This window comes from Streptomyces sp. NPDC004561 (assembly GCF_053602155.1).
The window spans coordinates 1-24,346 of record NZ_JBSGDB010000079.1; the positions used below are offsets into that span (position 1 = coordinate 1).

Here is a 24,346-nt window from a genome sequence, read left to right on the forward strand (position 1 = left end):
GTCTGGTGCGTGCGGCTGCAAGGCGGAGGAGGGAGTCGACGCGGAGCGTCGGCGATCGACGACAACGCCGCAGATGGGCGTGCCATACCCCGCGACGCCGCGATGATCCAAACGACGCCCCCTAGGGCCGCCGTGTCTCCGACTCCAGGCTTGAGCGTGTCGCGGGGCCGTAGACGCCGAGGGGGTCGCCCTGGATGCCGCGGGCCAGCTGGTAGGTGCGTACGGCGTTCTCGACGGGGAGGCCGAAGACGCCGTTGAACTGGTCGCCGTACAGGTTCAACTGCCAGAGGCGGTACTGGAGTTCCGTCACCTCCGGGCCCGAGTCGCCGCTTTGGAGCACAGGTGCCCCGGCGGGGGTGGCACGCGGGGCGGCGGAGAGCGTCGCGGCCGGGGTGGGGGAGGCCGGGCGGGAGGCGCGGGGGGATGGCGTCGGGGTCGGCGTCGGTGAGGACGGCAGGCTCCGGGTCGCCGACGGGACGGGTGGCGGCGCGGCCGGCGGGGATGCCGAGGGACTGCCGGGCGGCGTCGGGCTCGCCGGGCCCCGCGTGGTGACGTCCGGGACGCTCTCCCTGACCTCCTGGGCCGCCTGGTCCCGGGCCGGGGCGTGGTACGACAGCAGCGCGAACCCGGCCGCCGCCACGACCGCCACGCCCGCGCTCCCGGCCGCCAGCAACGCCATACGGCGCCGGCGCCGGTGCCCCGCCACCCCGGGCCCGGACGGCTCGCCCCCGCCCGGAGCCCCCTCGAAGCCCCGTGGACCGGCCTCGGGGTGCGGCGAAGCCGTGGCCGCCACGAGCGGCACCGGGCGAGTCTCCACGCCGTCCACTGTTTCGCTGTCGGGGGTGAGTACTGGATCCGCGACCGGCACCGGGGGAGTCCGTCCGGCGTCTGCGACCGCCGCCGGCTGAGTCCGCCCGGCCTCGACGCCGGCCCCCGTGTCCGCGTCCCCCGAAGCCCACCCGGCGTCCGCGTCGACGCCCGTGGGGCGGATGCGGTGAGTCCGCGCGGCCTTACCGGATGGGACGGGGCGAGTCCGCCCGGCGTCCGCGACCGGCACCGGCTGAGTCCGCCCGGCCGCGGCGCCGCTACCCGTGTCCGCGGCCCCCGGAGTCCGCCAAGCCTTGCCCTCCGGGTCGGCGTCCGCGTTCCCCCGAGTCCACCTGGCCTTGTCCTCCGGATCGGTGTCGGCGGCCCTGCGCGGCGCCGGGCGCGTCTCCTTGCCGTCCGCACCCGCGTCGGCCCCCGCACCCGCGTCCCCCCGAGTCCGCCCCGCCTCGCCATCCGGGGCGGCGCCCGCGACCGTGCAGGCCTCCGTCTCCGCCCCCGCGTCCCCCGGTATCCGCCCCGTCGTCCCAGTTCCGGTGGGCACGTCGACGTAGGGGCGTATGCGCAGGGGGTCGAAGTCCTCTGCCGCTGCCGCCTGGGCCGTGCGGGTCGCTCGTAGGGCCTCGGACGCGCGCTCGGTGCAGTCGCACGACGGCGTGTGGTCCGCACCCCTCGGTGTCCCGCACTCCGGGCACACGGTGCCCTTCTCCCCGTTCACGTTCGCCACTCTCCCCTCGGAAGATTCAGAGACTATGCGGAACTTCTCCACATCCGCAGGACTCAACAGGCCATAAGTGGTGACACCGACCAGGATGGAATCGGTTCACCCGAGTCGAGCCCCGGGAGGTCTCCATGGCCCTGGACACGCACGGCACGGAGAAGGAGGCAAGCGCCGCCGAGCACGTCTCCGGCAACGTGTTCGTCTCGATCGGCGCCCTGCTTCTCGGGCTGCTGCTCGCCGCTCTCGACCAGACCATCGTGTCGACCGCGCTGCCCACCATCGTCAGCGACCTCGGCGGCCTCGAGCACCTGTCCTGGGTGGTCACCGCCTATCTGCTGGCCTCGACCGCCGCGACCCCGCTGTGGGGCAAACTCGGCGACCAGTACGGGCGCAAGCGGCTGTTCCAGACCGCCATCGTGATCTTCCTGATCGGCTCGGCGCTCTGCGGCATGGCACGGAACATGCCCGAGCTGATCGGCTTCCGGGCGCTGCAGGGCCTCGGCGGCGGCGGGCTGATGGTGCTGTCGATGGCGATCGTCGGCGACATCGTGCCGCCCCGTGAACGCGGCCGCTACCAGGGTCTGTTCGGCGCGGTGTTCGGCGCGACCAGCGTGCTCGGGCCGCTGCTCGGCGGGCTGTTCACCGAGCATCTGAGCTGGCGCTGGGTGTTCTACATCAACCTGCCCGTCGGGATCGTCGCGCTCGCCGTGATCGCCACCGCCCTGCACATCCCGAGCCGCGCCGCCCGCCACGTCATCGACTACCTCGGCACCTTGCTGATCGCCTCGGTCGCCACCTGCCTGGTCCTCGTCGCCTCCCTCGGCGGCACGACCTGGGCGTGGGCCTCGCCCCAGATCATCGGGCTCGCCGTGCTGGGCGTCCTGCTCGCCGTGGCGTTCGTGTTCGTGGAGCGGCGGGCCGCCGAACCCGTCCTGCCGCTGAAGCTGTTCGGCATCCGCACCTTCAGCCTGGCCGCCGTCATCAGCTTCATCGTCGGCTTCGCGATGTTCGGCGCGATGACCTATCTGCCGACCTTCCTCCAGGTCGTGCACGGGATCTCGCCGACCCTGTCCGGGGTGCACATGCTGCCGATGGTGATCGGCCTGCTGCTGTCGTCCACGATCTCCGGGCAGATCGTCAGCCGGACCGGCCGCTGGAAGGTCTTCCCGGTCACCGGCACCGCCGTCACGGCCATCGGCCTGCTGCTCCTGCACCGGCTGGACGAGCACAGCTCGACCGCCGAGATGAGCGCCTACTTCTTCGTGTTCGGCCTCGGGCTCGGCCTGGTCATGCAGGTCCTGGTGCTCATAGTGCAGAACGCCGTCTCGTACGAGGACCTGGGCGTCGCCACCTCCGGTGTCACCTTCTTCCGCTCCATCGGCGCCTCCTTCGGCGTCGCCATCTTCGGCACGGTCTTCGCGAGCCGCCTCGGCGACAACCTCGTCGCCGCCTTCCGGGGCGTGCGCCTGCCGCCCGGCGTCGACGCGAACACGCTGAAGTCCGACCCGCGGGGCATCGCCGGCCTGCCGCCCGCGCTGCGCCCCGCCGCCCTGCACGCCTACGCCTCGTCCATCACGGACGTCTTCCTCTACGCGGCCCCCGTCGCCCTGCTCGCCTTCGCGCTGGCGTGGTTCCTGAAGGAGGACCGGCTGCGCGGCTCGGTCACCGCGCCGGACGTCTCCGAGACCATCGCGCCCAACCCGGTGGAGCGCTCCTCCTACGACGAGGTCTGCCGCGCCCTGTCCCTGCTGGGCACCCGTGAGGGCCGCCGCGAGATCTATGTGGAGATCACCCGTCGGGCCGGGTACGACCTGCTGCCCGCCACCAGCTGGATGCTGCTGCGCATCCGCAGGTACGGCTCCGTCGAGCCGGGCGTGCTCGCCGAGCGCAGCCCGGTCCCGCTGGAGGCGGTCCTCGCCGCCGCCCGTCAGGTCGAGGAGCGGCGCCTGGCCGAACGCCGGGGCCTGGAGCTGTATCTGACCGAGTCCGGCCGCGAGGTCGCCGAGCGGCTCGCCCGGGCCCGCGAGGAGTCCCTCGCCGAACTGCTGGGCGACTGGTGGCAGCCGGGCCGCTCCACCGACCTGATGCAACTGGTCAAGGAGTTGACCGGCGAGCTGTGCGGATCCGCGCGCGAGCGGCCGCACAACGGGACGGTGGCCAGGGTCAGGTGACCGCGGCGGCCAGCTCCTTGCGGAACCAATGCTCGGCGTACCGGTCGGCGTTGTGCGGGCCGGTCTCGGTGTAGCCGAGGCGGGCGTACAGGGCGCGGGCCTCGACCAGGTCGCCGCGGGTGTCGAGGATCAGCCGCCGGGCGCCGAGGGCGCGGGCGGCCTCCTCGGCGGCGCGGACGAGCAGCGCGGCACCGCCCCGGCCGCGCGTCCCCTCCGCCACGAACACCCGCGTCAGCTCCGCCGTGTCCGGCTCCAGCAGCCGTACGCCCGCGCAGCCGGCCGGCTCCCCGTCGTACCGCCCGATCAGCAACTGCCCTGCGGGCGGGGAGAGTTCGGCGCCCGTCCCGGCCGCTATGCCCCGCTCCAGCTCGTCCGGATCGGTCCGGTGCCCCTCGTGCAGCAGGTACCAGCGGTCGCTGACCTCGGTGTAGTACGCCCGCCACAGCGCGGCGGCGGCCGGCGAGTCGTACGGCTCCGGGCTGATCGTCCACGTCATGCCGGTCATTCTCGGGCGCGGGGACGGGCCTTCCGCAACCGGATACTTCGGGGAGCGGATGTGCGGACACTGTTCGTCGTGAACCGCACCGACCGTCTCTACGCCCTCGTCGAGGAGCTGCGCGCCGCGGCGCCCCGCCCCCGCAGCGCCCGTACGCTCGCCCGCCGCTTCGAGGTCAGTGTCCGCACCGTCGAGCGCGACCTGGCCGCCCTCCAGCAGTCCGGGGTGCCGATCCACGCGGAGCCCGGCCGCACCGGCGGATACGTCCTCGACCGGGAGCGCACCCTGCCGCCGCTGTCCATGACACCGGCCGAGGCAACCGCCCTCGCGGTTGCACTGCGCAGTCTGGACGGGACGCCGTTCGAGGCGGACGCGCGCAGCGCACTGCACAAGGTGCTGGCCGTGATGCCCGGGCGGGAGCGGCGGGCGGCGGCCGAACTGGCCGACCGGGTGCGGCTGCTCGTCCCGGCGGCGCGCCCCGCGCGGCCCGCCCGGCCGGTGGTGCCCGCGGCGCTGCGCGAGGCGCTGACGGCCGGCCGGGTGCTGCGCCTGGACTACGCCGACGCGGCGGGCCGGGTCACCGAGCGGGACGTGGAACCGCTCGGCTTCCTCGGCGGCGAGGAGCACTGGTACCTGGTGGCCTGGTGCCGGCTGCGGGACGCGGCGCGCGGCTTCCGCCTCGACCGCGTCCGCACGGTCAGGGCCCTCGACGAGCAGGCCCCGCACCGCGCCGTCGACCTGGCCGCGCTCCACACCTTCGGCTCGGACCTGGTGCCGCTCGGCGAGCTGTGAACGTGACGGCAATCACCGACATGGGGGTGTCGCGAAGGGGGCGGAAGCTGATGCCCGTTCCCGACGGAAGCCCAGTGAAAGGCACCAGCCGATGACCTCCGCAACCCCGACGACCGGCACCCTCACCACCCCCGCCGGCATCGCCCTCTTCGACCGCTGGACCGCCCTGTGGAACGGCGACTTCGGCGACCCGGAGGCCTTCCTCGCGCCCGGCTTCCGCATCCGCTTCGGCAACGACCCGCAGAACGCGGCCACCGACGGGATCCACGGCCCGGACGGGATCGTCGGCTACATCCGGGCCTTCCGCGAGAAGCACCCCGGGCTGCGGTACACCGTCGACGGGACGCCGCTGGTGGACGGCCCGCCGGGGCGGGTGGCGTGCTGCTGGTACGTGACCGCGCCGGGCGGTGTGCGCAAGAGCGGCATCGACCTGTTCGAGGTGGTGGACGGACGCATCGCGACCGTGTGGTCGGTGACCGGACTGCGCCGTTTCGGGGACTGACCGCCGTTTGTGGACAAGTTTCCGGGTCATCCGAATGGAGAACCGGATGACCGGCCGGCCGGGCCGGTCCGATCGGAAGGCAACCATGTCCACAGGTTTGATCATCTTGTTGATCGTGATCGTGGCGGTCGTGGTCCTCGGAGCAGCCGCCGCCGTCCTGCTCGCCCGCCGCGGCGGGACGGGTCTGAAGCGGCGCTTCGGGCCCGAGTACGAGCGGACCGTGGCCGTGCACGACGGGGACGCCAAGGCGGCCGAGCGGGAGCTCAGCGAACGCGTCGAGCGCCATGGCGACCTGCGGGAACGGCCCCTGGGCCAGGCGGACCGGGACCACTACGCGGACCGCTGGACCAGCGTCCAGGAACACTTCGTGGATTCCCCGCGGCAGGCCGTGACCGAGGCCGACCAGCTGCTCGCCGAACTCGCCGCCGTCCGCGGCTACCCGGACGGCGGCCGCTACGAGGAGCAGCTCGCCGCGCTCTCTGTGCACCACGCCGACCACGTCGACGGCTACCGGCAGGTGCACCGGGTCGCCCGGGCCGGAGCGAGCGGCACCCTGAGCGAGTCCGGTGCCGGCACCGAGGAGATGCGTACCGCCCTCGTCGGCGCGCACGCCCTCTTCGACGACCTGACCAGCACCGGCTCCCAGGCCGGCCGACACCGCGCGTCCTCCGGCGCCGGCTCCCACGATCGCTCCCACACGCAGTGGTCCCTCAGCAAGGGCCGACCGAAGGAGAGTTGAGCGCCATGTCGGACAGGACGACCGACTCCGGCGACGAGCGGAGCCCCACCGGGCGCTCCGCCTCCGCGCCGGACGACGAGTGGGCCCCGGAGGACGCAGTCTCCGAGGAGCGGCCGGGCAGGCAGCCCACGCCGGGCGAGCGACTGCCGGGCGAGCCGGGGGCGGACCGGTCGCCGGACGCCTCCGGCGAGGCCGTGGCGCAGGCACGGGTGCGACGGCTGCCCGGCACGGTCGGCCCCGGCGGGGAAGGACCGGCGGCGGACGACCGCACCCCCCGGGAACCGGACCGGCAGCACGGCACGGAGGGGCTGCGCCCCGGCACGGAGGACCTGGGCACCCCGGACACCGCCTCCGCGGCGGGGCGGACCGGCACCGGTGCGCCCGGCGTGGACGGGCACGCAGGAATGCGGGAGGCGTCGACGGGCGCGGGCGGCGAGCGCGATCTCGGCACGTCCGCTCCCGGCCCGGACACCCTGGCGCAGGAGGACCCGATGCCGGAGGACGGGCTGGGCGCACCCTCGCCCGGTGACGTCACCGGCCGCGAGGCGGGCACCACCGAGACCACGGGCACGGACGCCTGGCCCGCGCCCCCGGCCGGCGGCCGGTCCGCCGCCACGGGTGAGGCCGTGGACGCGCCCTCCGGCACCGGCGCCCCGCTGCTGCCGCACGAGGAGACCGACCGCTGGGAGCAGCGGATCCGGCAGGTGACCGCCGGGTTCGTGGACGAGCCCAGGGGCGCCGTCGAGGAGGCCGACCGGGCCCTGGAGGAGATCGCCGCGCGCTTCGGCGAGGCCGTGACCCGGCGCCGCCGCAGCCTGCGCATGTCCTGGGAGGGCACCGAGGGCCGCGGAAGCGGTGCCGAGACCGACACCGAACAGCTCCGGCTCGCCCTGCGCGACTACCGGGAGCTGGCCGGACGCCTGCTACACCTCTGACGTTCTGAGCCGCCGCCACTCCCGTACGACCTCGTCGACGTCGTACGGCTTCTTCCCCAGCGGAGGACCCGGCGGCGGCTTGAACATCATGTCGCGGATCCTGACGTTGACGTCCTCGATGATCTTCCGGGCGATCCGCTCCGAGGGCGCCGCGTAGGCCGCCGTCAGCGCGTCCTCGGCCTCCTTGCGCAGGGCCAGGGCGGGAGGCAGCACCGCCAGGCCCTCGCGCGCCATCTTCCGCTTGACCCACCACAGTTCGTCGTAGGCGGACTCGAGTTCGGCGGGCAGCGGCTCGCCCGCCCCCGGCAGCCGCTCGAACGCACCTCGTGTCTGCGCGTCCCGGATCTGCTTGTCGACCCAGGACTCGAACGGCACGCCCGGTGGCTTTCGCTCGGTCACGAGTCCATTGTGCCGGACGCGGCCCGGCCGGGCGTTTTATCATTCGGCGGCGGTACGCAGTACGGCAGACCGCCGGCCGCGCAGGGATGTCTCAGGGGGAAAGCACGTGCTCGAACTCACCATGGCCACCGTCTCCGCACCCGACGCGGGCGCCACCGCCGGTATGACGCTGGCCGACGCGCCGAGCGAGCCTGGCGCCACGCTGCGGGTCGGCCGGGACGGGTCCCTGTGCCGGCTGGTCACCCCCGAGGACTGGCTGTTCATCTCCCGCGTCCACCTGGAGTTCCGCTGCGCGCCCGACGGCACCTGGTACGTGACCTGGCTGCGCGGCTCGCAGGCCGACCCGGCGTCCGAGGTGCGGCTGACGGCCGGGGAGTACACGCAGCCCCTCGCCTACGGCGCGACCGTGGCGCTGCCGCGCGGCGGGGCCGGGGAGATCGTCGTCCAGGACCGCACCGCGCCGCGCAGCGTCAACGTCGGCTTCTACCACGAGGTCTGAGCCGCCCGCCGGGGTCCCTCAGCCCAGCACCCGGGCCAGCGCGAAGCCGTCGTGGCCCTTGTGGCCGACCGTCTGGATCGCCGTGCCGGTCAGCCTCGGGTGGGTGGCGATCAGCTCGATCGCCGCACGGGTGCCGACCACGTCCGGCTCGGTGCTGTCCGCGTCGGTGACCCGGCCGCCGCGCACCACGTTGTCCACGACGATCAGGCTGCCCGCCCGGGTGAGCCGCAGCGCCCACTCCACGTAGTGCGCGTTGTTGGCCTTGTCGGCGTCGATGAACACCAGGTCGAAGGGGGCCGGGTTCTCGTCGGCCAGCTTGGGCAGCGACTCCAGGGCCGGACCCACCCGCACCTCCGCGATCCGGTCCAGGCCCGCGCGGGCGAGGTTGCGGACGGCCACCTCGGCGTGCTTGGCGCTGTATTCCAGGGAGATCAGTCTGCCGTCCTCCGGCAGGGCGCGGGCCAGCCAGATCGTGCTGTACCCGCCGAGCGTGCCGATCTCCAGGATGTGCTGCGCGCCCTGCACCTGCGCGAGGAGCTGAAGGAGTTTGCCCTGCGAGGCCGTGACCCCGATGGGCGGCAGCCCGGCGGCGTCGTTGTCCGTCAGGGCCGCCCGCAGCGCCTCGTCGTCGGGCGAGAGTTGGCTGATGAAGTAGTCGTCGACGTCGTCCCAGAGCTGCGACCCGCTCATGCGCCTGCTGCCTTTCCCGAGTGTCTGTCTCAAGGCTCCTTGACCTGCCCTCCTCGATCATCTCTCAGCCGGGCGGCGCGGAGGGGGAGATCGGCGACGTTTGCACAGGCGGCGGGGGAGTCACCGGCCGCCGTGAGCGTCGTACGACCACGACGGCGGCGACGGCGGCGGCCGCGGCGGCGAGCAGTGCGCCGCCCGCCGTCAGCAGCCAGGCCGGGAACCCGGCGACCTCGCGCAGCTCGTCGTCGTAGACCACCTGCCGGACCCGCGTGTCCGTGGCGGCCCGGCGCAACTCGTGGTCGCCGGAGATCCGGCCCGGCTCCGGGAACTGCTGGGTGAGCGCCGTCAGATACGGGGTGCCGCGGGCCAGCTCGCCCAGGGCGTCGTGCCGGGTGCCGAGGCGGCCCGCGAAGGCGGTCTGCGGCTGCATGCCGCCGATCGACGTGCGCGTCTCCATCCGGTGCGCGGCGAGGACGTACAGGCCCAGCGACTGCGGGGTGCGGGCCAGGCGGGACAGGCGCATCGGGTAGACGGCGCGGTCGGCGGCGAAGGTGAGGTGGAGCGGGTCGAGGGCGCCGTGCAGCGCGGTTCCCCGGGTGTCCGGGGCGAGGCGTACGGCCACGTACTCCCAGTGCTGCTCGACGTACGGCCGCAGGGCGGTACGGAGCCGGGCGGGAAGGGGGAAGCCGTGGGTGTGCAGCCAGTTCGCGAGGGCGTCCGGGTCGGTGGCGGTCAGCCGGGCCACGTCGAACGGGCCGAGCCGCTGCCGGCCGACCACGCCGACGCCGCCCGCCGCGGGCGGGGCGCCGACGGCGTCGCCGTTCCCGGCGAAGGGCCAGTCGCCGCTCTCCGGCCAGAAGTGGTGGCGGGTGCGGTGCACCGGGGCGATGGCCGACCGCAGCTCTCCGAAGAGGGCGGGGTCGCCGAGGCGGACGGTCGCCCGGTGCGGGACCGGCATGATCCAGGCCGCGTGGTCGGCGTCGCCGTCGACGGTCAGGCGCATCACGATCTGCTCCTGCCGGCCGTCCCAGCGGAGGATCGACTGCTCGCTGGACACGGCCAGCCGGGAGGCGGGGTCGGTCACCATGGCGCCGCAGCCGCAGGCGTAGGCCGGGGCGACGAGCCAGGCCAGCTGGATGCCGAGCAGGGCGAGGACGACCCCGAGTACGCGTGTGGCGTGCAACTTCCGCATGAACCGTCCCCCGTGTCGCCGCTAACAGGGCAACAGACGGCGGCGGTGCCGAAACGGTTCCGTTCCCGACGCGGCCGGGGTCCGTGTCGCCGTCAGGCCCGGCGGGCGCGGGAGGCGAGGCGGTCCGCGAACGCGACGACGAGGTCGCGCAGTTCGTCGGGGCGCTCGATGACGAACGGCCGGTCGATCGAGGCGAGTACGGGAGGCAGCCAGTCGAGCCGCTCCGCCCGCAGTTGGACGCGCAGCCAGCGTTCGGGCGTCCGCTCCCTGTCCGCCACCGGCTCGTGCTCCTCCAGGCTCGCGACGCCGGCGGGAAGGTGGGCCCGGATCCGCTCGACCGTTCCGTGGATCCGCAAGGTCACCTCGTGCCGGTACGCGGCCGTGGCGAACCCCGACAGCAGGCGCTCCGCGGGACCGGGACCCACGGGCGCCTCGAACGAGCCGGGCAGGGTCCTCGCGTCCGCGATGCGATCGAGCCGGAAGGTCCGGTGCTCGCCGATCCCGGCGTCCTCGCCCGTGACGTACCACCGGCCCGAGTGGGCGACGATCCCGTGGGGATGCAGCGTGCGTTCGCTGAGCCTGCCGTCGCCGCCGGTGTACCTGAGGGAGACCGGCCGGCGGTGGCGTACCGCGTCGGCGATGGTGAGCAGGGTCCCGGCGTCCGGGGCGGCGAACTCAGCGGGCTCGTCCGTGAAGGCGAGGGATTCCAGGACGGTGTCGAGCCGGCGGGCGAGGTGCCTGGGCAGCACCCGCCGGATCTTGGCCGACGCCGTCTCGCTCGCCGTGTGCTCCGTCGTCGTCAGCCCCGCCCGGCGGCCGGCGACCAGGCCGAGCAGCACGGCCAGCGCCTCGTCGTCGCTGAGCATGAGCGGAGGCAGGCGGTACCCGGGGGCGAGCCGGTACCCGCCGTAGCGGCCGCGCACCGACTCCACGGGTATGTCGAGGTCGATCAGCTGGCCCACGTACCGCCGCACGGTACGCCCGTCGACGCCGAGCCGGTCGGCGAGTTCGGCCACCGTCCGGGTGCCGCCCGACTGCAGCAGCTCCAGGAGTGTCAGCACGCGGCCGGTGGGTCGGGGCATGGTTGACAGCCTAGGCGAATACAGGACCGATTCTGTCCCCTATTTCTCCTAGCCTGCGGAGTGCAGCAGCTCAGCAGCCAAGGAGAACACCATGGACTTCGTCTCGATCCGCATCATCACCGGCGACGTCGCGCGCCTCGTCGAGTTCTACGAGCGCGTCACAGGGGTGCGGGCGACGTGGGCCACCGAGGACTTCGCCGAACTCAGGACCGCCGGCGCCACCCTCGCGATCGCCGGCACCCGCACCGTCCCGCTGTTCGCCCCGGGCTCCGCCCGCCCGGCGGACAACCACAGCGTGATCACCGAGTTCCTCGTCGACGACGTGGACCGCGTCCACCGGAACCTGACCGGCTTCGTCACCGACGTCGTCGCCGAGCCCACCACGATGCCCTGGGGCAACCGGTCGCTGCTGTTCCGCGACCCCGACGGCAACCTCGTCAACTTCTTCACCCCCGTCACCCCCGCGGCCGTCGAGAAGTTCGCACGGGGAGACCGCGCACAGCCGCTCACGCGGGAGCCCTGAGAGCCGGGGGCGGGCTCACGGCCGGGCGACGGCCGCGAGCCCGGTCGCAGCGCTAGCTCTGCTCGACCGACGGGGCCGAACCGGGCAGGGGCCGGCCCGCGGACTCCGACATGCGCCAGACCGCGAAGCCGCCGATGACGGCCGCGGCCATCATGTAGTAGGCGGGCATCATCATGTTCCCGGTCAGCCCGATCAGCGCGGTGACCACGAGCGGGGTCGTGCCGCCGAAGAGGGACACCGAGACGTTGAAGCCGATCGACAGGGACCCGTAGCGGACCCGGGTCGGGAACAGCGCGGGCAGCGCGGCCGGCATGGCGGCCGTGAAGCAGACCAGCAGCAGACCCAGCGCACCCATGCCGAGCGCGACCGCGAGCAGGCTGCCCTGGCGGATCAGCAGCACGGCCGGCACGGAGAGGAGCAGGAAGCCCGCGCAGCCCGCCGCGATCACCGGACGGCGGCCGATCCGGTCGGTCAGCGCACCGGCGAACGGCTGGACGATCATCATCAGGGCCATCACGCCGAGCACGACCAGCAGACCGTGCGTCTCGTCGTACTTCAGCTCACTGGTGAGGTAGCTCGGCATGTACGACAGCAGCATGTAGTCGGTGACGTTGAAGACGAGCACCAGGCCCATGCACAGCAGCAGGGCCTTCCACTGGCCGGACACCATCTCGCGCAGCGGCACCTTCGGCCGGGCGGCCTCCGCCTTCTCGACCTCGGCCGCGAACGCCGGGGTCTCCTCCAGGCGCATCCGCAGGTAGAGGCCGATGACGCCCATCGGGCCCGCGATCAGGAACGGGACGCGCCAGCCCCAGGAGAGCAGGTCGTGCGAGGACAGCAGGGCCGTCATGAGGGTGACCAGGCCCGCGCCGCCGATGTACCCGGCGAGCGTGCCGAACTCCAGCCAGCTGCCGAAGAAGCCGCGCCTCTTGTCCGGGGCGTACTCGGCGATGAACGTCGAGGCGCCCGCGTACTCGCCGCCGGTGGAGAAGCCCTGCACCAGGCGGGCGGCGAGCAGCAGCAGCGGGGCGCCGACGCCGATCGACGTGTACGACGGGATCAGGCCGATCGCGAAGGTGCCCACGGCCATCATGATCATGGTGAGGGCGAGCACCTTCTGCCGGCCCACACGGTCGCCGAGGGGCCCGAAGACCATGCCGCCGAGCGGGCGGACCAGGAAGGCCGCCGCGAAGGCGCCGAATGTCGACAGCAACTGCGCGGTCGGGTTGCCCGAAGGGAAGAAGACCTTGCCCAGGGTGACCGCGATGTAGCTGTAGACACCGAAATCGAACCATTCCATCGCGTTGCCGAGCGCGGCCGCCTTGACGGCACGTTTGACGAGCGCGGGATCGGTGACGGTGACGTCGCGGGCCTTGGCGGCCCGCCGGGTCTTCGAACGGGGGGTGAGGGCAGCGGCGGTGGCCAAAACGGGGCTCGCCTACCTTTCGACGGGGACAGGACACGGCCCGGACGGCGGCGGTGACGTGCGAGGGGCCGAAAACCGACCATAGGCAGTGAACCGCCTGTCACGTCACGTAGGCACTTAGGTGCATGGTGCAGCTAAAGGGCGCATATGCAGGCACGTCTGCCCCTTCGCGCGCCGGTGAGCCGGTCCTGCGCTGTGATGCTTCTCGCGTCCGACCGGGGCGAACGGACCCTCCGCGCACGATCGTCTTCCGGACAAAAGAAGAACGTCCCGCAGGTGAATCGGGGGTTTCCCGCGTCCCCCCATGGGGGGTCTGCGAGCCTCGTAGGGTTCGCGGAGGTGACCCGGTGCGGAAGCCGCCCGGGACAACGGGGTGGGAGGCCGACCAGGCGTGGCGAACGTTGAGCACAGCGGGGGACCGGCGGATGCCTTCGGAGCGGCCGGGGCCGGGGGGCGCCTGTGTGCGGCCCGGCTCGGGCTCTGGGCGGTGGCGGCGATCCTCGCGATCCGGCAGGTGACCGTCGTCCTGAGCACCCCGAGCGGGGAGCGGCTCACCGACCTGGAGACCTGGGTCGGCCCGCACGGCGTCCTGCATGTGAAGGGCTCCCTCTACGACTCGACCCGGTTCACCGGCACCCCCTTCGCCGGCCTGGTCCTCAAGCCCCTCACCAGCTCCGCCCAGCAGGCCCTCGGCTGGAGCTGGACCTTCGGCTCCCTGCTGCTGGTCGTCGCCCTCGGCCTGGTCGCCGCCCGCGCGCTGCCCCAGCCGGTCAGCCGCCGCACCTCCCTGCTGGCCGCGCCGGTCGCGATCAGCCTGCTCATGCTGTCGCTGCCGGTCCGCAACACCCTGTGGCTCGGCCAGACCAGCATCATCCCGGTGCTGCTGGTCCTGCTCGGCTGCTTCACCGTGCGCGGGGAGCGGACCAGCGGCCTGTGCATAGGCCTGGCCGCGGCCCTCCAGCCCACCGTCCTCCTCTTCGCCCCGCTGCTGTGGTTCACCGGCCGCCGCCGGGCCGCCCTCACCACGGCCGGGGCCTTCGCCGCCTGCACCGCGCTCGCCTGGGCGGCGATGCCCCACGACTCCCACACCTACTGGGTGCACCACATGGCGGGCGCGGGCCTCGGCGGCAAGGCCGACGCCCTCGCCAACCAGTCACTCCACGGCGCCCTGCTCCGGCTGGACCTGACCGGCCCCCTGGAGATAGCGGTCTTCTTCCTGCTGGGCGCCGCCGTCGCGGCCCTCGCCCTGCGCCGCGCCGTCCGCTACGCGCACGACGGCCAGCTCCTGCTCGCCGTGGCGATCACCGGCTGCGCCGCCGTGGCCGTCTCGCCCACCGCCTGGCAGCACCAGCTGCTGTGGCTGCTGCTCGCGGTGGTCGGCCGGGTCGGCAAGCGCGCCTCCGACCGCTACGTCTGGCCGGTCGCGGTCGTCCTGGTGACCACCCTCCCCGTCAAGATGATGGTGCCGAACATGCCGGCGGTGTACCCGCTGCGGGACAACCTGGTGCTGCTCGCGGCCCTGGCCGCCGCCACGGCCGTCCCCTTCCGGTCCCGCGTCTCGCCGTACTACCAGGTCCCGGTCCCGGCCGAGTACGCCCCCGCGGTCCCCGCCCGCTTCCGGCGCGTCCCCCTGCTGCCCTTCCTCCGCCGGGTGCTCAGCCGCCCGAACCTGCTGCTGGAACTGCTGCTCATACGGGTCGTCTACGCCGCCTACTCCCAGGTCCGGCTCGCCGCGACCGGCGGCAGCAGCTCCGCGGGCCGGTTCACCGCCGAGCACCACGGCCGGACCGTGCTCGACCTCGAACGCTTCCTGCACATCGACATCGAGCACGCGGTCAACCACGCCGTCGTGCGGATCGGCTGGCTGCGGGGCTTCTTCGGCTTCTACTACGAGTCCTTCCACTTCGTGCTCCCGCTGACCGTCCTCGCCGTCCTCTACTGGCGCCGCCCGGTCGACTACCGCTGGGCCCGCGCCTCCCTCGGCTTCGCCACCTTCCTCGCCCTGATCGGCTTCTGGCTCTTCCCGCTGGCCCCGCCGCGCCTGATGCCCGGCCTCGGCGTCATCGACACCGTCCACGGCGTCCAGGACTTCTCCAAGCCGGACTACGGCACCCTGACCGCGCTCACCAACCAGTACGCGGCGATGCCCTCCCTGCACTTCGGCTGGGCCCTGTGGTGCGGCGTGGTCATCGCGGTCACCGCCCCGAAGTGGTGGATGAAGGCCCTCGGCCTCCTGCACCCCCTCTTCACCGTCTCGGCGATCGTGGCGACCGGCAACCACTGGGTGCTGGACGCCGTCGGCGGCGCGGTCGTGGTGGGCGCGGGCTTCGGGCTGTCGTACCTGTTCCAGGGGCCGCGGGCCGCCCTCGCCGCCGCCTCGGCCCAGCCGGCACTCGAACCAGACCGTCTTCCCGCCGCCGACGCCCGGTGACACGCCCCACGCGTCGACCACGGCATCGAGCAGCGCGAGCCCCCGCCCGCTCTCCGAGTCGTCGTCCACCTCGCCCGGCGAGCAGGGGAGTCGGGGCGCGCCGTCGCTCACCTCGGCCCGGACCCCCGCCGCCCGCCGGGCCACCAGGACGGTGCAGCGGCGGTCCGGGACGTGCCGTACGACATTGGTGACCAGCTCGCTCACGCCCAGCTCCACGGCGAAGGCCAGTTCGGTCAGCTCCCACTCGCGCAGCAGCGAGCCGACGATGCGGCGGATGTGACCCACCGAGTGCTCGGCGACCGTGAGGTGCATGCGGTACTGGGGGGTGTGGGGAATGTTCAGGTTCACGGTACGAGGCTGACCTGGCGTCACTACCCTCGGCTACAGCACGGATACAACGGGTCCCATCGTGGACCGAGTTGCCTGAGAGGGGACCGACCGTGGCCCACATCAACACCCTCGACCCGGGCGCCTCACCGCTCGACTACTACGGCTTCGAACTGCGCCGGTACCGGGAGGCGGCCGGCCTCACGCAACGGCAGCTCGGCGACATCATCAACTACACGGGGTCGCTGGTGGGCCAGATCGAGACGGCCAGGAAAGTACCGACACCGGAGTTCAGCGAGCGGGTGGACGCGGCGCTGGGAACGGGTGGGTTACTTTCGCGGCTGGTCGATCTGGTGCTGCGGAGTCAACTGCCCATGTGGTTCAGGGAGGTGGCGGAGCTTCAGGCGCGGGCCGCGGAGATCTACTCCTTCGAGACGGGCATGGTCCCTGGTCTGCTGCAGACCAGGGCGTACGCGCGCGCAGTGCTCGGCGTCATCGACCACACCGGCCTGGACGACCGCACCGCGGTACGGCTGGCTCGGCAACGGATCTTCGAGAAGGAGGAGCCCCCGCTGTTCTGGGTCGTCCTCAGCGAAGCCGCTCTGCACCAGGAGATCGGCGGCCGGGAAGTCATGCGCGACCAACTGGCGCATCTGTTGTCTCTCGGGGGCGATCCACGGATCAACGTCCAGGTGCTGCCGTTCTCGGGCGGCGCACATGCGGGTATGACCGGCTCGTTCGACGTCTACCGCTTTGCAGGTGACCCCGCCATCGTCTACACGGAGAGCTACGGCAGCGCGCATCCGACCGCGAACCCGGACACCGTCAAGGACTGCTCGCTCCGTTACGATCATCTTCAGGCCGCCGCTCTATCCCTCAAGGACTCGGCGGAGTTGATCCGACGTGTGATGGAGGACCGCTATGGAGAGCAAGTGGCGTAAGTCCAGCTACAGCAGTGATCAGGGCGGCAACTGCGTCGAGGTCGCCGACACCTCCTCCGCCACCGTCGCCGTCCGTGACTCCAAGAACCCTGCGGGACCGATCCTCACGCTCGACCCCGCCGCGTTCTCCAGCTTCGTCGACTGGGCGGCTACAGCCGCTGGATGATCGTGCCGGTGGCCAGTCCGCCGCCCGCGCACATGGTGATCAGCGCGAACTCCTTGTCGGCGCGCTCCAGTTCGTGCAGGGCGGTGGTGATCAGGCGCGCGCCGGTCGCGCCGACGGGGTGCCCCAGCGCGATCGCACCGCCGTTGACGTTGACCTTCTCCAGGTCCTGCTCGAAGACCTGGGCCCAGCTCAGCACGACCGACGCGAAGGCCTCGTTGATCTCCACCAGGTCGATGTCCTTCAGGGACATGCCGGCCTTGCCGAGCACCGCCTTGGTCGCGTCGATCGGGCCGTCCAGGTGGAAGTGCGGGTCGGCGCCCACCAGGGCCTGGGCGACGATCCGTGCCCTCGGCCGCAGCTTCAGGGCACGGGCCATCCGCTTGGACGCCCACATGATCGCCGCCGCGCCGTCGGAGATCTGGGAGGAGTTGCCCGCCGTGTGGACCGCCGTCGGCATCACCGGCTTCAGGCCGGCCAGCGCCTCCGGGGACGTGTCGCGCAGGCCCTCGTCCCTGTCGACCAGCCGCCACATGCCCTGCCCGGCGTGCTGCTCCTCCTCGGTGGTGGGCACCTGCACGGCGAAGGTCTCCCGCTTGAAGCGCTCCTCGGCCCAGGCGTTGGCCGCCCGCTCCTGGGAGCGCAGGCCGAGCGCGTCCACGTCCTCCCGGGTCAGTCCCCGGTGCCGGGCGATCCGCTCGGCCGCCTCGAACTGGTTGGGGAGGTCGACGTTCCACTCGTCCGGGAAGGGCTTGCCGGGGCCGTGCTTGGAGCCGGAGCCCAGCGGCACCCGCGACATCGCCTCGACGCCGCAGCTGATCCCGACGTCGATCACGCCCGCGGCGACCATGTTGGCCACCATGTGCGAGGCCTGCTGGGAGGAGCCGCACTGGCAGTCGACCGTCGTCGCGGCCGTCTCGTAGGGCAGGCCCATGGTCAGCCAGGCGGTGCGCGCGGGGTTCATGGACTGCTCGCCGGCATGGGTCACCGTGCCGCCGACGATCTGCTCGACCGCGTCGGCGGGGATGCCGGTGCGGCCGAGGAGTTCACGGTAGGTCTCGCCCAAGAGGTAGGCGGGGTGCAGGTTGGCGAGCGCGCCGCCGCGCTTGCCGATCGGGGTCCGTACGGCTTCGACGATCACGGGTTCGGCGGCCATGGGTGCGGATCCTCTCCGAGGGCTCTCCTCCAGAACTAGTACGCGTTCTAGTTCTGTGGTGCAGTCTGCTGACGTGACGTCCTTCGCCGCAAGGGTCTTGCAAGAGCCGAAGTCGCGATCTGCACGAATTCCGCACCGATTGGGGGTGCTGTGCCTCTTGCCAGTTGTAGAACCCGTTACTACGTTCACCGCACCCGCTGATGGACCGTCAGATGGCTGGAGTCGCCGATGCACTGCCCAGCGCTGCCCGACGGGTTCGACCTCACCGACCCCGACCTGCTGCACCACCGCGTGCCCCTCCCGGAGTTCGCCGAGCTGCGCCGCACCGAGCCGGTCCGCTGGATACCGCAGCCGCACGGCGTCGCCGGCTTCGCCGACGCGGGGTACTGGGCCGTGACCCGGCACGCCGACGTCAAGTACGTCTCCACGCACCCGGAACTCTTCTCCTCCTCCCTCAACACCGCGATCATCCGCTTCAAAGAGCACATCGAACGCGACGCGATAGACGCCCAGCGTCTGATCCTGCTCAACATGGACCCTCCTGAACACACCCGTGTGCGCCAGATCGTGCAGCGCGGCTTCACACCGCGGTCGATCCGCGCCCTGGAGGAGCGGCTCCGGGCCCGTGCGGAGGCGATCGTCGCCGCGGCCCGCGCCCGCTCCGGGCCCTTCGACTTCGTCACCGAGGTCGCCTGCGAACTGCCGTTGCAGGCCATCGCCGAGCTGATCGGCGTGCCCCAGGAGGACCGGTCCAAGATCTTCGACTGGTCCAACCGGATGATCGCCTACGACGACCCCGAGTACGCGATCACCGAGGAGGTCGGCGCGCAGTCGGCCGCCGAGATCATCGCCTACGCGATGAACATGGCCGCCGAGCGCAAGCAGTGCCCGGCGAAGGACATCGTCACCACGCTGGTGGCGGCGGAGGACGAGGGCAACCTGAACTCCGACGAGTTCGGCTTCTTCGTGCTGATGCTCGCGGTGGCCGGAAACGAGACCACCCGCAACGCCATCACCCACGGCATGCACGCCTTCCTGACCCACCCCGGCCAGTGGGACCTCTTCAAGCGCGAGCGCCCGGCCACCACGGCCGAGGAGATCGTGCGCTGGGCGACTCCGGTCAACTCCTTCCAGCGGACGGCCACCCAGGACACGGAGCTGGGCGGCGTGCAGATCAGGAAGGGGGACCGGGTGGGCCTCTTCTACGCCTCCGCCAACCACGACCCGGAGGTCTTCGCCGACCCCGACGCCTTCGACATCACCCGCGACCCCAACCCCCATCTGGGCTTCGGCGGTGGCGGACCCCACTACTGCCTCGGCAAGTCCCTCGCCGTCCTGGAGATCGACCTGATCTTCAACGCGATCGCCGGCGCCATGCCGGGCCTGACCCTCGCCGAGGCGCCGCGCCGGCTGCGCTCGGCCTGGATCAACGGCGTCAAGGAACTCCGGGTCACCACCGGCTGACCGGCGCCGGGGGGAAGACCCCGAGGGAGGCAGGAGCACCCCCGTCCCTACGCCCCGGTTCCTGCCTCCTCCGGGGTCCGCCCGCTCACTCCCGCCCGGAGGACACCACCGCCAGCACCCCGGAGGCGGCCGCCGCGAGCAGCAGCGGGATGCCCAGGCCGCGGTGCACGACCAGCCAGGCGCCCAGCCCCGCGCCGACGAGCATCGCGAGCACGGAGGCGGTGCGGCGCGGGGAGCGGTGGCCGGTGGCGTCGCCGAGACGGGACTCGGAGGCCAGGCCGGTCAGGGTCATCGTCAGCACGGTGGTCGTCAGGTCGGGGACGCCGAGTTTGCGGACCGTCGCGTTGCGCAGGCCCATCGCGAAGGCCGTGAGGGCGATGAGGGCGTAGACCGTGCCGGTGGCGCCCGGCCAGGCGAAGGCCGCCGCCGCCGAGAAGCCCAACAGGAGCGCCTCGGCCGCCAGCGTCAGCCGCGCCCACCTGCGGCGGGAGCCCGAGCCGAAGCGGGCCGACGACCGTCCGCCCGCCACCGCGCCCAGCAGGAAGAAGGCCAGGGAGGCGGCGGTGTGGGGGACCGAGAAGCCCGGGGCGCCGGCCGCCGCGAAGCCCAGCACGACCACGTTGCCGGTCATGTTGGCCGTGAACACCCGGCCGAGGCCCAGATAGCTCACGGCGTCGATCAGACCGCTCACCACGGTCAGCGTCAGGAGCACCACCACCAGCCGCAGCCCGCGCGCCTCCGGGTCCGGCGACCGCGGAGCGGCCGGCGTCGTCGGCGTCGTCATCGTTCCTCCGGTTCGCCGGACGGACAGGGTGGTGACAACTCCACCACGGGCGCGGGGGAATCCCGGATGTCCGGGTGAAGCGTGTCTCCCTGCCGTTTCGGGAGATGACGCAGGAGGCGGACAAGTCGGCGGACCGGCGGCCGAGTTGGGGTGTGCGCAAGGGCGTGCCGGGCGGTGCACGGACATGCGCGCGCACCCTCGCCGGGCGGGGGCGAGGGTGCGGGTGCTGTGCGTGGGGGCCTTCGACCGTCACGGGTCGTACCGGGCGGCCCTGGCCCGGATCGCGCGCCGGCTCAGCGGCGGCGGGGTGTGGCGTCGGGCGGCTCAGTACCAGCCGTTGGCCTGCCAGAAGCTCCAGGCCTTGACCGGGCTGCCGTAGCGGGAGTTCATGTAGTCCAGGCCCCACTTGATCTGGGTGGCCGGGTTGGTCTTCCAGTCGGCACCGGCGGATGCCATCTTCGAACCCGGCAGGGCCTGGACCAGGCCGTAGGCGCCGGAGGAGCTGTTGGTGGCGGAGGGGTTCCAGCCACTCTCGTGCGAGACGATCTTGCTGAACGCGTTGAACTGCGCGGCGTCCGGGATCATCTTGTGCGCGATCGCCTGAGCGGAGGAGGCGGTGGCCGGGGTGGCGGCCTGGGCGGGCGCCGCGGTCAGAGCCAGGCCGGCGGCGGCAGCGGCCACGGCGGCGGTGGTGAGGGCCTTCTTCGGGGAAGCGATGCGGCGCATGAAGGAGACGGACACGGAGAACCTCTTGCGTCGGGGACAGGGGATCGCCCGCATGGAGTGGGCCACGCGCTGTGGCCGGTATGCGTCGGCGCCGCGGCCCGGGTGGGCTCGTGGCGCCTGGCGACGTCGTCCAGATAAGCAGGCCCGAAACCCGTCCGCAATGACCCCTTTTACTAGTTGTGGCCGGATGGAGGGGAAACGTCTCCTCTGTGACGTGGGCCGCAAACCCCAGGTCAGCGAGGGTGTCAGAACGGACATATCGGACAAGTCGCAGTACGGCCCCACATCGTAGGTGACGTGCGTCATGTGGGGTGCTTCACCATCTCGCTCGCGCGGTGGATACGAGTCCTCACGCAGGGGTGCGGCCGGATGTGCCGCAGGTCACGCGGCGGGCCCCTCGAATGTGACCGCGGTCTCGAACGCGGCCCGCCGGGTGGCCCTGCGCAGCGCGCGCAGCACCGCCGGGCCGAGGGCGACGGTCAGCAGCACGGTGCAGACCGCCCGGCCCAGGTCCCAGCCGAGCGACGTGGCCAGGCAGTAGGCGACGAAACGGGCCAGGTTGGCGGCGACCGAGGCGTGCGGGTGGAAGGAGATGTCCGAGGCCGCGGCGCCCAGGAACGGCCAGCCGGCCATGTTCATGATCGTGCCGTAGGCGAGCGACGCCAGGAAGCCGTAGCAGGCCAGCAGCAGGATCTCGGCCCGGCCGCGCAGCCGCACCGGGCCCGGAAGCAGGCCCGCGCCCATGGTGAACCAGCCCATCGACAGCATCTGGAACGGCAGCCACGGCCCGACCCCGCCCGTCAGCAGCGCGGACGCGAACATCGTCACCGAGCCCAGCGTGAACCCGAAGCCCGGGCCGAGCACCCGCCCGCTGAGCACCATCAGGAAGAACATCGGCTCGATGCCGGCCGTGCCCGCGCCGATCGGGCGCAGCGCCGCCCCGGTCGCCCCCAGCACGCCCAGCATGGCCACCGCCTTCGGGCCGAGGTCCGACTCGGAGATCGTCGCCGCCACGACCGCCACCAGCAGCACCAGCAGGCCCGCGAACAGCCAGGGCGCGTCCTGGGCGTGGGCGCTCAGCTGGGAGGTGGGCGGGGCGAGGAAGGGCCAGCCGAAGGCGACCACTCCCACCGCGCCGACCAGCGCCAGGGCGGCGACGGAACGGGGGCCGAGGCGCACGGCCCGCACCCGTGGGGAGCCGGTCACGCCAGGGCCTCCCTGACCTCGGTCACCGTCAGCCACCGCTGCGGGGCCAGGATCTTCGTCACCTGCGGCGCGAAGGAGGGGGAGGACACGACTGTCTCGGCCGTCGCGCCGTCCGCGATCACCTCGCCCTCCGCCAGCAGCACCACCCGGTGCGCGACCTCGGCGGCCAGCTCCACGTCATGCGTGGCCAGCACGATCGCGTGCCCCTCGGCGGCCAGCGCGCGCAGCACGGTCACCAGGCGGGCCTTGGCCGCGTAGTCCAGGCCGCGCGTCGGCTCGTCGAGGAGGAGCAGGGGCGGGCGGGCGGTCAGTACGACGGCCAGCGCGAGCGCCAGGCACTGGCCCTCGGACAGGTCCCTCGGATGCGTGCCGTCCGTGATCCCCGGCAGCAGTTCCGACAGCAGCGCCCGGCAGGTACCGGGTTCGGCGCCCGCGTCCCGGTCGGCCGCCGCGCACTCGGCCGCGACCGTGTCCGCGTACAGCAGGTCCCTGGGTTCCTGCGGGACCAGGCCGACGCGGCGCACGAGGTCGCGGGGCGATGCGCGGTGCGGGGTGGCTCCGCCGACGGTCACCGTGCCGGAGGTGGGCGCCACGAGGCCGACGAGCGAGCCGAGGAGGGTGGACTTGCCGGCGCCGTTGCGGCCCATGAGGGCGACGGTCTCGCCCGGGGTCACGGTGAGGTCGACCCCGCGCAGGGCGTCGATACGGTCGCGGCGCACGGAGAGGGAGTTCGTCTCGGCGATGTGGGTCCGGGGGGCTTCTGGGACGGGGGAGGGGCGGCGACGGAAGAGGCGCCGGACAGCGGGAACGGTGCCGGTGCCGACCGGGGGCCGGTCCGCTTGCCCGCGCCGACGGGGTGCAGCGGCCGGGGCGGGGTGGTCGGATGCGGCTGCGGCGGTACGGCCGGCTGCGGCGGCGTTGGTCGCCGCTGTCAGGCGTTCTCGCAGCGGAGCGGCTCGGCGGCGGGCGTCTCGGACGGTGAGGGGGAGGGGGGACCAGCCGGCCAGGCGGCCGAGGGCCACCACCGGGGGGTGGACCGGGGAGACGGCCATCACCTCGGCCGGGGTGCCGGTGACGGGGGGTTCGCCGGGGGCGGGGAGCAGGACGACGCGGTCGGCGTACTGGACCACGCGCTCCAGGCGGTGTTCGGCCATCAGGACCGTCGTGCCGAGGTCGTGCACCAGCCGCTGGAGCACGGCCAGGACCTCCTCCGCCGCGGCCGGGTCCAGCGCCGAGGTCGGTTCGTCGAGGACGAGCACCCGCGGGTGCGGGGTGAGGACCGAGCCGATCGCGACCCGCTGCCGCTGCCCGCCGGACAGCGTGCCGATCGGCCGGTCCCGCAGCCCGGCCAGGCCCAGCAGGTCCAGGGTCTCCTCCACCCGCCGCCGCATCACCTCCGGGGCGAGCCCCAGCGACTCCATGCCGTAGGCGAGTTCGTCCTCCACCGTGTCCGTCACGAAGTGCGCCAGCGGATCCTGGCCCACCGTGCCTACCACGTCGGCGAGTTCGCGCGGCTTGTGAGCGCGGGTGTCCCGGCCGGCCACCGTGACGCGGCCGCTCAGCGTGCCGCCCGTGAAGTGCGGGACCAGCCCGCTGACCGCGCCCAGCACGGTCGACTTGCCGACCCCGGACGGGCCGACGAGCAGCACCAGTTCGCCCTCCGGCACCTCGAAGTCGACGCCCCGGACGGAGGGTCCGGCCGCGCCGTCGTACGTCACGCTGACATCCTCGAAGCGGATCACGGCGACTCCTTGGGTACGGCGAAGGCGGGCAGCAGTGCCGGCAGGACCGCCGCGGCCGGCCACAGCGGCAGGGTGGGGGCGACGAGGGGGACCACGCCGGGGTGCAGCGCCTGGGGATCACGGGCCGAGGCGACTGTCAGCAGCGCGGCCACCGCGACCCCCGAGCCCGCGACCAGCCAGGCGCGCGCGTCCCACGGGTCGGGCCGGTACCGGGTGCGCAGCGAACGGCGGCCGCCCAGCCGCAGTCCCGCGAGGGCGGCGGCGACCCCGGCGAGCAGCAGCGGGACGCCGTAGCTTCCGCCCTCCGCGGTGAGCAGCCCGTACGTGCCCGGACTGGACCCGGCCAAGGTCCGCTTCGTCCCGCACCACGTGGCGCACGCGGCCTCCGCCGGCCCGGTCTCGCCGTACCCGGAC

At 73.0% G+C, this 24,346-nt stretch carries 23 protein-coding genes and 2 pseudogenes; 11 read left to right on the plus strand and 14 right to left on the minus strand.

Annotated features, from left to right (window positions below; translation table 11 throughout):
- Positions 1-121: 121 nt before the first annotated feature.
- A complete protein-coding gene (locus ACWEN3_RS13545; RefSeq protein WP_452969591.1) occupies positions 122-817 on the minus strand; it encodes a peptidoglycan-binding domain-containing protein in 696 nt (231 codons plus the stop codon).
- An 860-nt stretch (positions 818-1,677) separates the two neighbouring features.
- Here ACWEN3_RS13545 and ACWEN3_RS13550 point away from each other — a divergent pair.
- Complete coding sequence (locus tag ACWEN3_RS13550) at positions 1,678-3,717, plus strand: DHA2 family efflux MFS transporter permease subunit (RefSeq protein ID WP_452969594.1); 2,040 nt, start codon at positions 1,678-1,680, stop codon at positions 3,715-3,717.
- Here ACWEN3_RS13550 and ACWEN3_RS13555 read toward each other — a convergent pair.
- The gene (locus ACWEN3_RS13555; protein WP_452969596.1) at positions 3,710-4,222 is read right to left on the minus strand and encodes a GNAT family N-acetyltransferase; all 513 of its coding nucleotides are present in this window, start codon (positions 4,220-4,222) and stop codon (positions 3,710-3,712) included. The two genes, ACWEN3_RS13550 and ACWEN3_RS13555, sit on opposite strands and share 8 nt — an antisense overlap.
- 51 nt (positions 4,223-4,273) lie before the next feature.
- Between ACWEN3_RS13555 and ACWEN3_RS13560 the strand changes: the two genes are divergently transcribed.
- The 4 genes from ACWEN3_RS13560 (at position 4,274) to ACWEN3_RS13575 (ending at position 7,181) form a co-directional block, all read left to right on the plus strand.
- Complete coding sequence (locus ACWEN3_RS13560; protein ID WP_452969599.1) at positions 4,274-5,005, plus strand: helix-turn-helix transcriptional regulator; 732 nt, start codon at positions 4,274-4,276, stop codon at positions 5,003-5,005.
- Between the two features lie 91 nt (positions 5,006-5,096).
- Positions 5,097-5,507: a nuclear transport factor 2 family protein gene (locus ACWEN3_RS13565; protein ID WP_452969602.1), complete on the plus strand. Its 411-nt coding sequence runs from the start codon at positions 5,097-5,099 to the stop codon at positions 5,505-5,507.
- A gap of 85 nt (positions 5,508-5,592) precedes the next feature.
- Positions 5,593-6,246, plus strand: a complete 654-nt coding sequence (locus ACWEN3_RS13570; protein ID WP_452969605.1) for a hypothetical protein — start codon at positions 5,593-5,595, stop codon at positions 6,244-6,246.
- A gap of 5 nt (positions 6,247-6,251) precedes the next feature.
- Entirely contained in the window at positions 6,252-7,181 is a 930-nt protein-coding gene (locus ACWEN3_RS13575; protein ID WP_452969608.1) for a hypothetical protein, read from the plus strand.
- On the opposite strand, the gene ACWEN3_RS13580 is transcribed toward ACWEN3_RS13575, so the two are convergent.
- Positions 7,170-7,580 (minus strand): DnaJ family domain-containing protein, encoded by a 411-nt coding sequence (locus ACWEN3_RS13580; protein WP_452969610.1) that lies wholly within the window; start codon positions 7,578-7,580, stop codon positions 7,170-7,172. The two genes, ACWEN3_RS13575 and ACWEN3_RS13580, sit on opposite strands and share 12 nt — an antisense overlap.
- A 106-nt stretch (positions 7,581-7,686) precedes the next feature.
- Here ACWEN3_RS13580 and ACWEN3_RS13585 point away from each other — a divergent pair, with 106 nt between their 5' ends.
- The gene (locus ACWEN3_RS13585; RefSeq protein ID WP_452969612.1) at positions 7,687-8,079 is read left to right on the plus strand and encodes a hypothetical protein; all 393 of its coding nucleotides are present in this window, start codon (positions 7,687-7,689) and stop codon (positions 8,077-8,079) included.
- Between the two features lie 18 nt (positions 8,080-8,097).
- Here ACWEN3_RS13585 and ACWEN3_RS13590 read toward each other — a convergent pair whose 3' ends face one another.
- From ACWEN3_RS13590 to ACWEN3_RS13600, 3 genes are all read right to left on the minus strand, one after another.
- Positions 8,098-8,769, minus strand: coding sequence for an O-methyltransferase (locus ACWEN3_RS13590; protein ID WP_452969615.1), 672 nt, complete (start codon positions 8,767-8,769; stop codon positions 8,098-8,100).
- Positions 8,770-8,833: 64 nt separating this feature from the next.
- Positions 8,834-9,961 (minus strand): DUF2330 domain-containing protein, encoded by a 1,128-nt coding sequence (locus tag ACWEN3_RS13595; RefSeq protein WP_452969618.1) that lies wholly within the window; start codon positions 9,959-9,961, stop codon positions 8,834-8,836.
- Between the two features lie 92 nt (positions 9,962-10,053).
- Positions 10,054-11,043, minus strand: coding sequence for a helix-turn-helix transcriptional regulator (locus tag ACWEN3_RS13600; protein WP_452969620.1), 990 nt, complete (start codon positions 11,041-11,043; stop codon positions 10,054-10,056).
- A 91-nt stretch (positions 11,044-11,134) separates the two neighbouring features.
- Between ACWEN3_RS13600 and ACWEN3_RS13605 the strand changes: the two genes are divergently transcribed.
- Entirely contained in the window at positions 11,135-11,566 is a 432-nt protein-coding gene (locus ACWEN3_RS13605) for a VOC family protein (protein WP_452969623.1), read from the plus strand.
- A 52-nt stretch (positions 11,567-11,618) separates the two neighbouring features.
- Here the strand turns inward: ACWEN3_RS13605 and proP are convergent, their stop codons facing one another.
- Entirely contained in the window at positions 11,619-12,992 is a 1,374-nt protein-coding gene (gene proP / locus ACWEN3_RS13610) for a glycine betaine/L-proline transporter ProP (RefSeq protein ID WP_452969626.1), read from the minus strand.
- A 391-nt stretch (positions 12,993-13,383) separates the two neighbouring features.
- Between proP and ACWEN3_RS13615 the strand changes: the two genes are divergently transcribed.
- Positions 13,384-15,423, plus strand: a complete 2,040-nt coding sequence (locus tag ACWEN3_RS13615; protein WP_452969627.1) for a bifunctional glycosyltransferase 87/phosphatase PAP2 family protein — start codon at positions 13,384-13,386, stop codon at positions 15,421-15,423.
- A 24-nt stretch (positions 15,424-15,447) separates the two neighbouring features.
- On the opposite strand, the pseudogene ACWEN3_RS13620 reads toward ACWEN3_RS13615, so the two are convergent.
- Positions 15,448-15,735, minus strand: a pseudogene (locus ACWEN3_RS13620) (ATP-binding protein); the annotation flags it as partial.
- A 128-nt stretch (positions 15,736-15,863) separates the two neighbouring features.
- Here ACWEN3_RS13620 and ACWEN3_RS13625 point away from each other — a divergent pair.
- Together ACWEN3_RS13625 and ACWEN3_RS13630 are read left to right on the plus strand one after the other, a co-directional pair.
- A complete protein-coding gene (locus ACWEN3_RS13625; RefSeq protein ID WP_452969630.1) occupies positions 15,864-16,691 on the plus strand; it encodes a helix-turn-helix domain-containing protein in 828 nt (275 codons plus the stop codon).
- Positions 16,672-16,857 carry a DUF397 domain-containing protein gene (locus ACWEN3_RS13630; RefSeq protein ID WP_452969633.1) on the plus strand — a complete coding sequence of 62 codons (186 nt, stop codon included), beginning with the start codon at positions 16,672-16,674 and terminating at the stop codon, positions 16,855-16,857. Before ACWEN3_RS13625 ends, ACWEN3_RS13630 begins: the two co-directional genes overlap by 20 nt.
- On the opposite strand, the gene ACWEN3_RS13635 is transcribed toward ACWEN3_RS13630, so the two are convergent.
- Entirely contained in the window at positions 16,841-18,010 is a 1,170-nt protein-coding gene (locus ACWEN3_RS13635) for a steroid 3-ketoacyl-CoA thiolase (RefSeq protein ID WP_452969636.1), read from the minus strand. The two genes, ACWEN3_RS13630 and ACWEN3_RS13635, sit on opposite strands and share 17 nt — an antisense overlap.
- 228 nt (positions 18,011-18,238) lie before the next feature.
- Between ACWEN3_RS13635 and ACWEN3_RS13640 the strand changes: the two genes are divergently transcribed.
- Positions 18,239-19,474 carry a cytochrome P450 gene (locus ACWEN3_RS13640; RefSeq protein WP_452969638.1) on the plus strand — a complete coding sequence of 412 codons (1,236 nt, stop codon included), beginning with the start codon at positions 18,239-18,241 and terminating at the stop codon, positions 19,472-19,474.
- A gap of 85 nt (positions 19,475-19,559) precedes the next feature.
- Here the strand turns inward: ACWEN3_RS13640 and ACWEN3_RS13645 are convergent, their stop codons facing one another.
- From ACWEN3_RS13645 to ACWEN3_RS13665, 5 genes and pseudogenes are all read right to left on the minus strand, one after another.
- Positions 19,560-20,258: a YoaK family protein gene (locus tag ACWEN3_RS13645; RefSeq protein WP_452969641.1), complete on the minus strand. Its 699-nt coding sequence runs from the start codon at positions 20,256-20,258 to the stop codon at positions 19,560-19,562.
- A 324-nt stretch (positions 20,259-20,582) separates the two neighbouring features.
- Positions 20,583-20,999 carry an aggregation-promoting factor C-terminal-like domain-containing protein gene (locus ACWEN3_RS13650; protein ID WP_452969643.1) on the minus strand — a complete coding sequence of 139 codons (417 nt, stop codon included), beginning with the start codon at positions 20,997-20,999 and terminating at the stop codon, positions 20,583-20,585.
- Positions 21,000-21,365: 366 nt separating this feature from the next.
- Positions 21,366-22,190 carry an ECF transporter S component gene (locus ACWEN3_RS13655; protein ID WP_452969646.1) on the minus strand — a complete coding sequence of 275 codons (825 nt, stop codon included), beginning with the start codon at positions 22,188-22,190 and terminating at the stop codon, positions 21,366-21,368.
- Entirely contained in the window at positions 22,187-23,932 is a 1,746-nt protein-coding gene (locus ACWEN3_RS13660) for an ABC transporter ATP-binding protein (RefSeq protein ID WP_452969649.1), read from the minus strand. The genes ACWEN3_RS13655 and ACWEN3_RS13660 overlap by 4 nt, the downstream gene beginning before the upstream one ends.
- Positions 23,929-24,346: pseudogene (locus tag ACWEN3_RS13665) on the minus strand (energy-coupling factor transporter transmembrane protein EcfT); the annotation flags it as partial. The pseudogene ACWEN3_RS13665 and the gene ACWEN3_RS13660, both read right to left, overlap by 4 nt.

Excerpts from the sequence above, each read along its gene's own strand:
- ACWEN3_RS13600 (WP_452969620.1), bottom strand. The coding sequence starts at position 11,043 with ATGCCCCGACCCACCGGCCGCGTGCTGACACTCCTGGAGCTGCTGCAG.
- ACWEN3_RS13550 (WP_452969594.1), top strand. The coding sequence starts at position 1,678 with ATGGCCCTGGACACGCACGGCACGGAGAAGGAGGCAAGCGCCGCCGAG.
- ACWEN3_RS13640 (WP_452969638.1), top strand. The coding sequence starts at position 18,239 with ATGCACTGCCCAGCGCTGCCCGACGGGTTCGACCTCACCGACCCCGAC.
- ACWEN3_RS13590 (WP_452969615.1), bottom strand. The coding sequence starts at position 8,769 with ATGAGCGGGTCGCAGCTCTGGGACGACGTCGACGACTACTTCATCAGC.
- ACWEN3_RS13630 (WP_452969633.1), top strand. The coding sequence starts at position 16,672 with ATGGAGAGCAAGTGGCGTAAGTCCAGCTACAGCAGTGATCAGGGCGGC.
- ACWEN3_RS13575 (WP_452969608.1), top strand. The coding sequence starts at position 6,252 with ATGTCGGACAGGACGACCGACTCCGGCGACGAGCGGAGCCCCACCGGG.
- ACWEN3_RS13570 (WP_452969605.1), top strand. The coding sequence starts at position 5,593 with ATGTCCACAGGTTTGATCATCTTGTTGATCGTGATCGTGGCGGTCGTG.
- ACWEN3_RS13555 (WP_452969596.1), bottom strand. The coding sequence starts at position 4,222 with ATGACCGGCATGACGTGGACGATCAGCCCGGAGCCGTACGACTCGCCG.
- ACWEN3_RS13635 (WP_452969636.1), bottom strand. The coding sequence starts at position 18,010 with ATGGCCGCCGAACCCGTGATCGTCGAAGCCGTACGGACCCCGATCGGC.
- ACWEN3_RS13595 (WP_452969618.1), bottom strand. The coding sequence starts at position 9,961 with ATGCGGAAGTTGCACGCCACACGCGTACTCGGGGTCGTCCTCGCCCTG.
- ACWEN3_RS13645 (WP_452969641.1), bottom strand. The coding sequence starts at position 20,258 with ATGACGACGCCGACGACGCCGGCCGCTCCGCGGTCGCCGGACCCGGAG.
- ACWEN3_RS13605 (WP_452969623.1), top strand. The coding sequence starts at position 11,135 with ATGGACTTCGTCTCGATCCGCATCATCACCGGCGACGTCGCGCGCCTC.
- ACWEN3_RS13565 (WP_452969602.1), top strand. The coding sequence starts at position 5,097 with ATGACCTCCGCAACCCCGACGACCGGCACCCTCACCACCCCCGCCGGC.